Annotated in this window: 9 protein-coding genes; 1 reads left to right on the forward strand and 8 read right to left on the reverse strand. The window is 61.8% G+C overall.

Going from position 1 to position 12,817, the window contains the following annotated elements; genetic code table 11:
* Positions 1-196 precede the first annotated feature (196 nt).
* The 5 genes from ACFQ2F_RS11885 to ACFQ2F_RS11905 are packed head-to-tail and all read right to left on the reverse strand — an operon-like array spanning position 197 to position 7,666.
* Positions 197-1,546 (reverse strand): ATP-binding protein, encoded by a 1,350-nt coding sequence (locus tag ACFQ2F_RS11885; protein WP_379090108.1) that lies wholly within the window; start codon positions 1,544-1,546, stop codon positions 197-199.
* Positions 1,543-2,316, reverse strand: a complete 774-nt coding sequence (locus ACFQ2F_RS11890; RefSeq protein WP_379090110.1) for a response regulator — start codon at positions 2,314-2,316, stop codon at positions 1,543-1,545. The genes ACFQ2F_RS11885 and ACFQ2F_RS11890 overlap by 4 nt, the downstream gene beginning before the upstream one ends.
* Positions 2,317-2,351: 35 nt before the next feature.
* On the reverse strand, positions 2,352-2,741 hold the full coding sequence (locus tag ACFQ2F_RS11895; RefSeq protein WP_379090112.1) for a hypothetical protein: 390 nt from the start codon (positions 2,739-2,741) through the stop codon (positions 2,352-2,354).
* Positions 2,742-2,770: 29 nt separating this feature from the next.
* Positions 2,771-5,890, reverse strand: coding sequence for an efflux RND transporter permease subunit (locus ACFQ2F_RS11900; protein ID WP_379090114.1), 3,120 nt, complete (start codon positions 5,888-5,890; stop codon positions 2,771-2,773).
* Between the two features lie 9 nt (positions 5,891-5,899).
* On the reverse strand, positions 5,900-7,666 hold the full coding sequence (locus ACFQ2F_RS11905) for an efflux RND transporter periplasmic adaptor subunit (RefSeq protein WP_379090116.1): 1,767 nt from the start codon (positions 7,664-7,666) through the stop codon (positions 5,900-5,902).
* 377 nt (positions 7,667-8,043) lie between these two features.
* On the opposite strand from ACFQ2F_RS11905, the gene nhaA reads away from it, so the two are divergent.
* Positions 8,044-9,351 carry a Na+/H+ antiporter NhaA gene (nhaA, locus tag ACFQ2F_RS11910; RefSeq protein WP_379090118.1) on the forward strand — a complete coding sequence of 436 codons (1,308 nt, stop codon included), beginning with the start codon at positions 8,044-8,046 and terminating at the stop codon, positions 9,349-9,351.
* Between the two features lie 156 nt (positions 9,352-9,507).
* On the opposite strand, the gene ACFQ2F_RS11915 is transcribed toward nhaA, so the two are convergent.
* The 3 genes from ACFQ2F_RS11915 to ACFQ2F_RS11925 form a co-directional block, all read right to left on the reverse strand.
* Entirely contained in the window at positions 9,508-10,461 is a 954-nt protein-coding gene (locus ACFQ2F_RS11915; protein WP_379090120.1) for an extracellular catalytic domain type 1 short-chain-length polyhydroxyalkanoate depolymerase, read from the reverse strand.
* Between the two features lie 119 nt (positions 10,462-10,580).
* Positions 10,581-11,576 carry a PAS domain-containing sensor histidine kinase gene (locus tag ACFQ2F_RS11920; protein WP_379090122.1) on the reverse strand — a complete coding sequence of 332 codons (996 nt, stop codon included), beginning with the start codon at positions 11,574-11,576 and terminating at the stop codon, positions 10,581-10,583.
* Between the two features lie 251 nt (positions 11,577-11,827).
* The gene (locus ACFQ2F_RS11925; protein ID WP_379090124.1) at positions 11,828-12,499 is read right to left on the reverse strand and encodes a Crp/Fnr family transcriptional regulator; all 672 of its coding nucleotides are present in this window, start codon (positions 12,497-12,499) and stop codon (positions 11,828-11,830) included.
* Between the last annotated feature and the right edge of the window lie 318 nt (positions 12,500-12,817).

Consider the following 12,817-nt stretch of genomic DNA (forward strand, 5'->3'; position numbering starts at 1 on the left):
CGCCCTGTCAGGGGCCGGACGCCGGGCTCAGAGTGCGTTGGGAAGACCGCGGGAGAAAGTGGTGGAGAGCCGAGCGGAGAAAGTGCGAACCGGCTTTTGGTGACTTTGGAGGTTGAACTCAGAGGTCAATCGGACTGTGTGGTGCAGGGCTGAAGCCAAGTGGCAGTGAGGCAGATGGCGCAACAGGCGCCTTGACTTAACAGTCCACCGGCAGCGTCACGCGGACCTCAAGCCCGCCGTGGGGGCCGTTTGCGATGCTGATCTCGCCACCATGCTTTCGGATGATCGAGCGGGCCGCCGTGAGGCCGAGACCATAACCTCCCTTCACCCGCTGGCGGGCTTGGTCGACGCGATAGAAGGGCTCGAAGACGCGCTCCAGATCTTCCTCCGCAATCCCCGGCCCCTCGTCCCGAATAAGGATCTGGCAAGCACCTGGAATCCGTGAGGCGTGCACCTTCGCGACGTCGCCGTATTTGACGGCATTTTCGATGAGATTGGAGAAGGCCCGCTTCAGAGCCAGATGGCGGCCCTCTATAACGAGACCGTGGGGCGCATTGATTTCGACGGGCCGACCTTCGTCCTGCGCATCGTTCGCAATGGTCTGGAGAATCGCTGAAAGATCGACCGGTTCGGTCCGTTCACTCGCGGCATCCTCACGGAGAAAATCGAGGGTCGCATCGATCATCGCCTCCATCTCGTCGAGATCGCGATTGACCGCCGCCAGATCGGTCTGATCGGGCGTGCCGTTGGTCCTGAGACGCATGCGCGTCAGCGGCGTGCGCAAGTCGTGGCTGATGGCGGCCAGCATCTGGGTCCGCTCGGTCATCATGCGCTGGATACGCCCATGCATCTCGTTCATCGCCGTTGCCAGCGTGCGGACCTCAGTCGTGCCCACTTCGGGAAGCTGGGTCGGGCGTCCTTCGATAAATGCGGCGCGCGCCCCTCTGGCCAGCCGATTCAACGGACGGGTCAGCCAGCGGCCAATGAGGATGGCGACAAGCAGCACCCCGATAGCGCCGATCGCCGTCGAGACCAGCACGCTCGGTGAGGTAAGCCGGGCTTGTCTCACCTGGGCCAAGGTTGCGTTCAGCCAGCTGCCATCCTGCAGCGCCATGGAGATCAGGGTCACGTGATGCGCATCCGCAGGCTTCGTCTCGCCATGCTGGTTCTGGATGGAGCGGCTCGTTCCGAAGACCAGGCCGGACTCTTGAAGCTCCGGCGCCCGTCGGAGCAACGTCGAGCGCAACCTTTCCGCCGGCGCGTCCAGATCCCCGCCGGGATTGGCGAGCGGCGTCTCGCTCCAATGCAGCTCGAGCGGGCCTCCCGACAAGCGATGAGCCGCAGCGTCGCGTTCGTCCGCCGGCACCGACTTTATCGTCTCGGCGAGCACGAGGAGCCGGTCTGCGATCCGATCAGCATTGGCGGCCCGAAGCTCGCGCTCGCTTGTCACCTGGTAGAGGTATTGAGCGAGGAGCAAGCTCCCGCCCAGGCCGAGCACGAGAACCAGGATCGTGCGGCCCGTGATCGTATCGAACAGGAACCTCATGACCGGGTCACGGAGGCGAGAAACATATAGCCGGCCCCGCGCACGGTCTTGATGAAGCTCTCTTCCGCATCGGGCGCGTCGATCTTCCGCCGCAGCCGGCTGACCTGAACGTCGATGCTCCGGTCGAACCCCGCCGCGGTGCGGCTCCGGCTTGCTTCCAGAAGATAGTCGCGATCCAGCACCCGCTGGGGCGCTTCGAGAAAGGTTGCGAGAAGGTCGTATTCGCCGGCCGAGAGATCGATGATCACACCGTCGGGATTGCGGAGCTCCCGGCGGAGCGTATCGAGCCGCCATCCTTCGAAACCGAGAACGCGGCCCAGCTTCGCGGCACTGTCACCCTGCATCCGGGACCGGCGAATGAGCGCCTTCACGCGCGCCAGCAGCTCAGGCGGGCTGAAGGGTTTGCTGATGTAATCGTCGGCGCCCATCTCCAGGCCGAGAATACGGTCGAGTTCGGAGCCCTTTGCCGTCAGCATGAGAATGGGAACGGTGGAAACCGTCCGCAGCTCCCGGCAAATGGTGAGCCCATCCGTACCCGGCAGCATCAGATCGAGGATCAGGAGATCGACATCGCCGGCCTGTACTCGGCGCGCCACCTCCCGCCCGTCCGGAAGCGCAGTAACGCGATACCCGTTGCTCGTCAGGAAATCGGTCAGCAGCTGGCGCAGCTCGATATCGTCATCGCAGAGCAAGACGTGAGCTTGCGCCAGCGCTGTATGCTCTCCCGCTTCCGAGGCCGTGCCAGGTTCCTGGTGCTCAGATTTCGGCACGATCAGGCTCCGGCTTTCTCATCTGTTGACCGCGATCAGTGCAAGGGGGTGAGACGCGCCTGGAGGCTCTCGCCGCCCACATCCTTCGTCTTCACGATGACTACCATGTCGTGATGATGGCCGAAATCGCCCTCGGCCGTGAGGGTATTCTCGCCCGACGGCTCGAAGTTGACCTGGCTGGTCTTGCCGTCCGCGAGGACCGTGCCTTGAGCGGCGCCGCCCTCGGTCGAGACCGGCTTCTCTTCCCCGTCGGTCACATAGAGAACCAGGGCGTCGTGATCGGCTACCAATTCCCAGTGCTGCACACCGCCGCCGGCGTCGATGATGTGGCCGCCATGGGGTCCCGGGTGGACTTCGCTTTCGGAGTGGGCGAGAGCCGGCGAGGTGCCGAGCAGCGCGAGAATAACGGCGATATATTTGAGCATTCCAAGTCTCCCTTCGGTGGTTTCGGTGGCTAGTAAGATGGCTGTTCCGCCTCCGGTATGGCGGCGGTTTCCCGCGCTTCACTGAGCCGCTTGATCGCAGGCTCGCCGAAGCGGAAGAACAGGATGGGGGTGAGCAGGCTGTCCAGCAGCGTGGCGCTGACGAGGCCGCCGAAGATGGTGATGGCGACGGGATGCAGGATCTCCTTGCCCGGTTCGCCTGCCCCAATCATCAGTGGCAGCAGCGCAAAGCCGGCCGAAAGCGCCGTCATCATGACGGGCACAAGCCGCTCCAGGCTGCCGCGCAGAATCATCTTGCGGTCAAAGCGCTCCTCGCCGCTCAGCACGAGATTGATGTAGTGGCTGATCTTGAGGATGCCGTTGCGGGAGCTGATGCCGGCCAGGGTGATGAAGCCGATCATCGAGGCGACGGAGAGCGGCTGCCCTGCGATCCACAGCGCGATGACGCTACCGATCAGGGCGAGCGGCACGTTGCCCATGACGATGAGCGCCAGCACCGGCGAACGATAGCGGCTGTAGAGCACCGCGAAGATCGTGCCCAGCGAGATGAGCGACAGCAGCAGGATTGTGCGGGAGGCGTCTTCCTGTGCCTGGAACGTGCCTTCGAGAGAGACGTAATAGCCTTCCGGCAGGTCCATCCCATCGATCACGTCGCGGATATCGCCGACAACGCGGGACATGTCGTCGGTGCCCGCGTTGGCCAGCACGGCGATGCGCCGGCGGGTGTTTTCCCGCAGGATCTGGTTGGGCCCTTCCGCCTCGCGCACATCGGCAAGGGTCGAGACCGGGATGGGACCGGATGGCGTCTCGATCTTGAGCTGGCGGACGCCTTCCGTGGTGCGGTCTTCCTCCCCGACACGCAGCACCACGTCATAGCGACGATTGCCATCGACTACCTGGGACATGACGCGGCCATTCAACAGCGTGGCCAGCGTCTCGGTGATCTTCGAGCTCGGGATGCCGTGTGCCTTGGCCGCCGCATGATCGACCTCCACGCGAAGCTGCGGAATTTGGACCTGGCGCTCCGTCTGGAGATCTACGATGCCGGGTACCTCACCGATCTTCGCCTGGAACTGGGCGGCGAGATTTCTAAGGGTCTGCAGATCCTCCCCATAGATCTTCAGGGCGATCTGCGCCCGGATGCCGGAGAGCATATGGTCTAGCCGGTGGGAGATGGGCTGACCGATATTGACGCTGGCCGGCAGCACCGCGAGACGCTCACGGATCTCGGCGACCACCGCTTCCCGGTCACGATCCGACTGCTTCATATCGACGTCGATCTCCGCCGAATGAACGCCTTCGGCGTGTTCGTCGAGCTCGGCACGGCCCGTCCGCCGGCCGACCGTCTTCACCTCCGGGACCTGAAGGATCAGGCGCTCTGCGATCATCCCGGCGCGATGGGATTCCTCTAAGGAGATCCCCGGCTTGAAAATCAGCGAGATCGTCAGCGTTCCCTCGTTGAAGGGCGGCAGGAAGGCGCGCGGCAGATAGAAGGCGGAGGCCGCTGTGACGACCAGCAGGGACAGAACACTCAGGATGACGATAGCCTGGTTCTTGAAACCCCAGTCGAGGACCCGGGTATTGGCCCATTTCAGCCCCCGCACCAGCGCAGTATCGCGATGGGCTTGGGAGGCGCTGCTGGGCAGCAGGTAGTAGCAGAGCACCGGGGTCAGCGTGATCGATGTAATCAGGCTCGCCAGGATCGAGACGATATAAGCGACGCCCAGAGGCGCGAAGAGACGCCCTTCGATTCCCGACAGCGCGAAAAGCGGCACGAAGACCAATACGATGATCGCCGTGGCGTAGACGATGCCTGAACGCACTTCCTGAGACGCTGCCGCGATGACCGAGATTACCGGACGTGGCTTCGACTTGGCGGCGTTCTCCCTCAGGCGGCGGAACACGTTCTCCACGTCGACGACGGCGTCGTCCACCAGCTCGCCGACGGCAATTGCCAGCCCGCCCAGGGTCATGGTGTTGATGGTGAGGCCGAAGAACTGGAAGACGATCAGCGTCGCGAAGATCGAGATCGGGATGGCGGTGAGCGAAATTGCCGTGGCCCGCCAGTTGAGCAGGAACGCGAACAGCACCACGGCGACCACGATCATCGCCTCGATCAGCACCTGCTGCACATTAGTGACCGAAGCCTCGATGAAGTCGGCCTGGCGAAACAGGACATCGACGGACAGGCCTTCTGGACCGGACTCGCGGAAGCCTTTGAGAGATTTCTCGATTTCTTCAGTCAGCGCCAGCGTGTCCGCGTTCGGCTGCTTCTGGACGGAGAGAATGACCGCGGGGCTCCCCATATAGCCGCCCTCACCGCGCTTCGGCCGCGGCGCGTAATCGGCTTTCGCGACCTGAGATAGAAGGACCGGCACGTCGTCGCGAAACCCGACGGCTAGGGAGCGGAGATCCTCAAGATCGGTGGTGCGCGCCAGATTACGGATCAGGAACTCGCTGCCATGCTGATCGACGAAGCCGCCGGGCCTGTTTCGGCTGAACTTCTGGACCGCGGTCTCGACCTCTTCCTGGGTGACGTTCAGTAGGTTCATCCGGTTCGGATCGAGGGTGACCCGGTACTGGCGCACCTCGCCGCCAATGGGAATCACTTGGGCCACGCCGGAGATCGCGATCAGCTGCGGGCGCAGCACCCAGTCGGCAATCTCCCGCAGCTCCATGGGGCTCGCCGTATCGCTCTTCAAAGCGATCAGCATGATCTCGCCCATGATGGAGGTTATCGGCGCCATCTGCGGCTGGATCCCGGCCGGGAGATCGCTGCTTACGACGCTCAGCCGCTCGCTCACCTGCTGGCGATTCCGGTAAATGTCGGTACCCCAGGCGAACTCCACATAGACGATGGAGAGGCCGGGCGCCGAGACCGAGCGCACCCTGGATACGCCCGAGATACCGCTCATGGCGGTTTCGATGGGGAAGGTCACCAGAGTCTCGACCTCTTCCGGCGCCAACCCTTCGGATTCCGTCATGAGGGTTACGGTCGGGCGATTGAGATCCGGGAAGACGTCAACCGGCAGCCCGCGCAAAGTCTGAATACCGGCGACGATCAGCACCAGGGCGCAGGCTAAAACGACGAGCCGATTGTGAAGGCTTGTTGAGACGAGGAGCCTGAACATCGCCGCCGCCTATCGCACCTGGCTCAAGAGATTAGCGCCGGAGGTCACGATGCGATCCTTGGGTCTCAGCCCAGCGGTGATCAGCAGATGCTCGCCGTCCAGCGGCATTGTATTGACCACGCGCGACTGGAACACCTCGGGCGCCGTCTTGACCCAGACAGCCGGCAGCCCGGCCGCATCCCGCGTGACCGCCGAGCTCGGCACCGCTACCCCTCGGCGCTCCTCGCCGAGGGTGAGGATGACGTGAGCGGTCATGCCTGCGGCAAGATCCTGGCCCGGCTGCACGATCTGGAAGGTGAGCAAGCGGGAGTGCTGTTTCAGGGCCGGCCCCTGCCCCAGATATTTCAGCTTCAGCGGTTCGAACCCCTCGATCACGGCGGTGGCCGATCGGATCTTGCCGATGGGGCCGCTTTCCGAGGCAACCGCTTCGATCCGGAGCGCGCTGGGATCGACAATCTCGAATAGCGTGTCACGGGCCTCCACCATCTGGCCCGCCGCCACATCCGCGATCGAGACGATGCCATCGATCGGCGCGACCAACGGTTCTTTCACCGTGAGGCCCGGCACCAGCTCTTTGCGGCGCTCGATGAGCGCCTGAAGCTCGCCGCGAACCTCATCCACCTTCACCTTGGGGACCGCGTTGGGAATGCTCTCGAAGCGGCCCAGGATGGTGCGGTTCTTTTCGATCCGGGCTTCCGTCTCAGCGATCTGACTGCGCAGATTGGCGCGGTCGGCGGCCTCGATATAGGCGTCGATATGGCCGAGGATCTGCCCCTTCTTTACCTCCATGCCGACATAGATATCGCCGTCGGCGGGCTCGAAGCGGCCCGGACGCGAGGCCTGCACCCGCCCGCGATTGCCGAGCGGCACCGTGACCAGGCCGGAGAGTTCTCGGGTCCGGGCAATCTTTTGTTCGGTGACGATCTCCGTGCGCAGGGACAGCAGATGCTGGGTCGGCTTGGGGAAGAAGATGCTGCCATCGGAAAGGCGCTGGGGCTGATCCATCGCCATGCCCGCCGGAAGAGCCGGCAACGCATCTATCGGCTCTTCCACGGCGAACGCCTCAGCTCTTGGAAAGGCGACGGCGCCGATGCAAAGGAGGATCACGCCTGCGGAGCGCCGCAGGGTTGTGACGCGGGACGGCTTCTTCTCCTCCCGCTCGACTTTCGTGTCGGCGGCGGACGCGTCTTCCGGCTCGCCGCTCGCCTCTTCGTTCTGACGGAAGAAAGACGTGGCGACGACGCCTGCAACGAAGGCGAGCACGGCCAGAACGAGAACGGAGAAAACGCTGAACCCTTCGGCCAATCCCGTGCCACCCGGCTCGTTCTCCGCAGCTTCCTCGCCACTCGGCGCAAGCTGGCCGGTCAGCAGATCCTGTCTGCCATCTTCCAAGGCGAGTGAGAAGATCAAATCCGCCGGCGGTGAGGCGGTCAGCCAGGGCGCCTCGGCGACGAAGACCCCTTCGCTGTCCGACTTCGCTTCGACAACGCCCCCATCGCCTGAGACGGAAAGACTCGCGCCGGTTACCGGCGCGCTGGTGTCGAACGTGCTGAGGAAGACGATCAACTCCCCCGGCGCCGAGAGCACACCCACCAGCTCGAACTGGGGCGTCATGGCAACGACCCGCGGCGCCACGGGAACCATCAAAGGCTTGGGCTCGTCGTGGACATGTCCCTCGTGGGCCAAGACCGGTCCGACGAAGACAGACCCCACGAGGACCGGCACGGCGAAGAGCACCGCCACGGTCAGAAGAAGGCGCAGGAGCGAATGAAGCATTTGCGAATCCGACAAATCGAATGCCGCAAAGGTCGCCTACCCGCGTGTCCCTTCGATTTCCGGATTGTTACGGAGTGTAACTGGCGGTCCTAATCGCAGCCGCGCTTATGCATGCTGGGGAGAAACTTGGGAAGTGGTGGAGCCAAGCGGAGAAACTGCGAACCGGCTATTGCGGGCGATGGGAGTGATCGAGGAGCAATTTCGATCCCACAAAAACCGGTAGCGGACGCACAGCAAGTCGATGAGGCCAGGTTTTGAACCTGCGACCTTTAGGATATGAGACTAATTCCGTGACGCAATCGACCTGAGCACGGCCAACTCAGCCCGGCCACCTTCACGACCCGAGCGACACATAAATTTGGAGAAGGAGGCCCTTAGTGGCGCAGAGCGATCACTTGCCAACCGAGATTGCAGATCGCTTTACCACGCCATTTGCCCAATTCGTCAGGATTGAAGCGGCCGCCGGTGTCCTGTTGCTCGTGGCGACCGTCTTAGCGCTTATCCTCGCTAATTCACCGCTGTCCGAGCCATATCTAGGATTCTGGGAAACCTCAATCGGCCTTCATCTTGGCCCACTGGATTTCAGTCGTTCGCTGCGGCACTGGATCAACGACGGGTTGATGACGTTCTTCTTTTTTGTGGTGGCCCTTGAGCTCAAGAGGGAGCTCATTCTGGGTGAACTGCGGAATCTTCGCATGGCAGCGCTACCGTTCGCCGGTGCGCTGGGTGGCATGGTTTTTCCCGCGGGCATCTATCTCTTGCTGATGAGCGGTGAACCCGGGGCCCATGGCTGGGGAACCGTGATGGCCACCGACACAGCGTTCGTCATGGGATGTCTGGCGCTCTTTGGCTCCCGTATCTCGCCAAGTCTTCGCCTTTTCCTATTGTCTTTAGCGATCTTCGACGATGTAGGGGCAATTTTGATTGTCGCGGTGATCTATGGCGCAGCTTTGAACTGGAGCGCTCTAGGGCTCGCGGCGCTGGGGCTCGCTACAGTCGCAGGGATTGCATGGCTGGGAATTCGGAATATTCCGATCTACTTTTTCCTCGGGGCAGTGATCTGGCTTTGCTTCGATGGATCGGGAATCCACGCCACGCTAACCGGCGTCATCCTCGGTCTGATGACCCCAACTCGGGTTTGGGTAAGCGACGTTCGGCTGCGCGCCGCATTTGAACGGGTGCTCTCCTACCCAGTCGGTGAGCACTGGAGCGGAAACACGCTAGAGCGTCGTGATCTTCAGCGAGCGGGCGTCGCGGCAACTGAATCCTTGTCTCCTCTCGAGCGCCTCGAATTGATGCTCCACCCATGGGTGGGGCTTGTCGTGATGCCTCTCTTCGCTCTCGCCAACGCTGGGGTGCCGTTCGCTGGGGCAGAGATTACGCAGCCTGTCATCTATGCAATTTTTGCGGGGCTGGTCGTTGGAAAGCCATCAGGCGTTCTCATGTTCACCTGGATCGCGGCTCGACTCGGTATTGCGCTCCGGCCAACCAGCCTGAGCTGGAGATTGCTGACGGCCGGGGCCTGTCTGACCGGGATCGGCTTTACGATGTCGCTATTCATTGCAGGCCTTGCCTACGCTCCTGAAACGCTCCAAGCGGCAAAGCTCGGTATCTTGTCTGCCTCCGCAGTCGCGGCCACAATGGGAGTGTTGCTTCTGATCACCATTCGTCCTCGCGCCACCTGAGATCGCAACGCGAAGCGTTACGAAGAAGAAAGTTTACTGGCGTTGGCTGGCCGGTGCGTCGGCGCACCTCGCCCTCTCCCTTTAAAGACGCTTCGGCATCGCCTGCCTCTTTTCCGAACCGGCCCGGCCCTTGCGCAAAACCGGTAACAATCCGCCTCAGATCTCACGCTCGGAAGAGCTCAACCCCCAAAAGGATGCAATGTGGCCCGTAGAGGAGATATGCACATCCAGCATGTAGTCGCCACTTCTGCCGCAGCCGTCGCGGCCACCCGTGTCGAGCGGTGTGCCGTGGCCCATCCCGATGATGCTATATTCCTCCATTAGGTCTTGACCCTTGGAGTCGCTCCATACCCGCCGAGGGTAGCCATCGACGAGGTGAGTGCGGCTCGGCATCCGTCCAAGCTTGAGAAGCGTGCGCCACTGGCGGATGATAGCTTCGACGTTCGACGGATCGACTGTGTCGTCGCCGCTGCCGTGCCAAATCGAGATCGTCGGCCAGGGTCCATCATGCTCGGAGGCGTCGCGCAGGCGTACCGCAAGTTGTCGCCCTGTCGGTCCTCCTTGGCCGCGCATTCGACGAAAAGCAGCTGGAATGGTACTGGCGCACCCGTATGGCAACCCCGCGATAATTGCACCGCCGGCAAAGACTTCCGGATAGGTCGCAAGCATGACGGAGGTCATGGCCCCGCCTGCCGACAAGCCCGTGATAAAGATGCGGTGCAAGTCGATGCCATGATCGGCTACCACCTGTTCGACCATCTGCCGAATCGACAGGGGTTCGCCGGAGTCTCGGCGGCTGTCGCGTGGCTCGAACCAGTTAAAAGCAAGAGACCAATTGTTCGAGTGCCGCTGCTCGGGAAACAGCAACGCAAATCCATGCCTATCGGCAAGATCGGACCAGCCTGAGCCGCGATCATAATCCTGCGCCGTCTGCTTGCAGCCGTGCAGCACGATCACAAGGGGCGCGCCCACAGGCAAGCCTTTCGGTATGTAGGTCCAAGCCCGCAGGAATCCCGGATTTGTTCCAAATTCGTCTAGCTTCGAAAGGCGATCAATTGCGTCGCTGCATCCTCCTCCCATATACGCGAATGGGTTCATCAGATTTAACATGATGCGTTCCTTCTGCGGCCGGCGCCTCAAAGCGCCGCCACGTTCTTTTCTGGAAGCACGCTCCAACGCGTGGTTCTCGCTAACTGAATGGTGAGGGCCTATGGCTGCGCAGTGCGAGGCTAAGCCAGCGCCGACTTGAAGGACTCGTGGGCGATCGAGACCGACGTGCCGCTTGACCCCATCGAGACCTCCGCGCGTCCTTCAAGCTGTTTGGCGAGCGCCCTGACGATGCCTGTGCCCAGTCCGGGCTTTGCATTGTTATGGGGACTCGCTGAGTTCCCCATCCCATTGTCGGCAACTGTAAGCCGCCAGCCCGGTTCGGCGACCTCATAGGTGACAACGATCAGGCCGGCCGCAGTATCGGGATTAAACGCATGCTTGAGGGCGTTGATCACCAATTCGGTCACAATGAGACCGATGCTGACCGCGGTGGCGGACGGTACTGTGGTCTCGTCGACGTCAGCCCGGATCGAAATGGGACGACTGGCGCCGATCAACGAGGCGGCTAGCGTCTCGCAAAGCCGCGACAAATAGGAGGGGAGCTCGATCTGTTCTCCGCGCCGTCCGATGCCGAGTTGCTGCTGTACGGCCGCCACCGACATGATCCGCTGATGAGTATCCTCGAGGTGCATTCGCGCCTCCTCCGACTGCACCGCGCGCGCCTTCATGAGAAGGATGCTGGCGATGATCTGGAGGCTGTTGGCGATACGGTGCTGCATCTCCCGAACAAGGGTCTCATTCTGACGTAGCAGCTCCGCCGTCTGCCGTTCATCGGCGCAACGCCCACTGATGTCTTCGATCGTTAGGAGCACCAGCGTGCGGTCGTTGCTCTCGTCCAACAGCTTGCGCGCATTCAGCAGCAGTGTGCGGCGTCCGATCCCCGGGACGTCTGCTTCAACTTCGCAGACCTCTTTCGCCAAGAGATTCGTAAGCAGGAATGTCAGCTTGGGGATATTCCACCGCCCACCATCCAACGCGTAGAATGATCGACCTTGAACCTCCCGCCGATCGACGACGAACATGCGGCGGAACGCACGATTTGCTTTGACCACGCGCAATTCTTTGTCGAGGACCAGCAGAGGGTGGCGGATCGTTTCCATAACAGCCTCAGCCAACGCTGCTCTTTTCATCCCATTCCAGGGAGAACCGATGCTCGGCGCAAGATGGCGATATGGCCTGATTGGGGGCGCAGGCCGGTATTGCGTATTCATTTGAACTCTCCAGCAACAAGCCCCATGCCGTCCCCTCAGGTGTGCGGGGGAGCGTGACCGTCCGAGACTGATGGGGGAGCCTTCCATGACATGATGGTACGCTCGTGCCGGGATGCCGGCTGAGCAGAATTGATCACGTCGCAAAGGTGCGGTGTTCAGGGCTCGATGTGCGGCTGATCGTGCAGGACAGCGTTCAACAGCGAGCTGTGGACTTCGATTCCGCCGTTGTAGGAGATAAAGCCAAGTTTCCGGAATTTGTTCATGAAGAAGCTCACACGCGACCGCGTCGTTCCGATCATTTGCGCGAGTGTCTCCTGGCTGATCTTCGCAATCATCGGTTCCGGCTGTTCATCCTTACCGAAATTCGCCAGCAGCAGGAGCAGCCGGGCAAGTCGCTTCTCACTCGAATTGAACAGCTGGTCGACCAGGTCCGCTTCGACCCGAACGGCCCTGGTCAGAAGATGAGCGATGAACAGTTCAGAAAATGCCGGCTCCTCCTGCATAACGCGGAGGATCGCCGCCTTCTCCAACCGCGAGATGATGGCAGGCGTTATAACCTCGACTGTCGATATGCGCTTTACCTGTCCGGCCAGGCATCCCTCGCCGAAGAATTCGTTCCTGCCCAGCATGGCAACGACGGCTTCTTTGCCCTGTTCTGATACGACGGTCGCTTTCACCTTGCCCTTCTGGATGTAAAAGACCGCGTCCGCTGGCTCACCCTGCGAAAAGACGACCTGGCCCGCATTGTAGTTGCCGACGCTCCGGCCCTTTCCGACGCGGGCGAGAAACACTTTCGGATCGAATTTCGGCTGCGGCTCCGTCGTCACGGCAGGTCCTTCCTGTAACGGGTCTCTCGACTGTCCTGAATCAAGAAGGACGTCGTATGTATGTGAACCGCCAGATCGCAAGAAAGATCAAAAGTTTCGGGCTCGATGCGCGTGTGGCTCCCCAACCTGGACGGAGTCGCGCGTGTGCAAAAGTGCTCAGACGTTGAACGACATGGTGCCTAATATTGTCATCGCGACTGCCGCGATCTCGCCTGCCCCTTAAGATCACTTCCCTCCCTGCCGCGCCCTCAGGTGGTTGCGGAAGTCCAGGTGGCTCTCGTTCGCGGAGGGCGCCATCCTCCACGACCACGGCATATG

The sequence above is a fragment of the Methyloligella solikamskensis genome (assembly GCF_042676065.1).
Taxonomy (GTDB): Bacteria; Pseudomonadota; Alphaproteobacteria; order Rhizobiales; family Methyloligellaceae; genus Methyloligella; species Methyloligella solikamskensis.

Coding starts and splice junctions, on each gene's coding strand:
- ACFQ2F_RS11885 (WP_379090108.1), bottom strand. CDS start 1,546: ATGAGGTTCCTGTTCGATACGATCACGGGCCGCACGATCCTGGTTCTC.
- ACFQ2F_RS11895 (WP_379090112.1), bottom strand. CDS start 2,741: ATGCTCAAATATATCGCCGTTATTCTCGCGCTGCTCGGCACCTCGCCG.
- ACFQ2F_RS11900 (WP_379090114.1), bottom strand. CDS start 5,890: ATGTTCAGGCTCCTCGTCTCAACAAGCCTTCACAATCGGCTCGTCGTT.
- ACFQ2F_RS11905 (WP_379090116.1), bottom strand. CDS start 7,666: ATGCTTCATTCGCTCCTGCGCCTTCTTCTGACCGTGGCGGTGCTCTTC.
- ACFQ2F_RS11915 (WP_379090120.1), bottom strand. CDS start 10,461: ATGTTAAATCTGATGAACCCATTCGCGTATATGGGAGGAGGATGCAGC.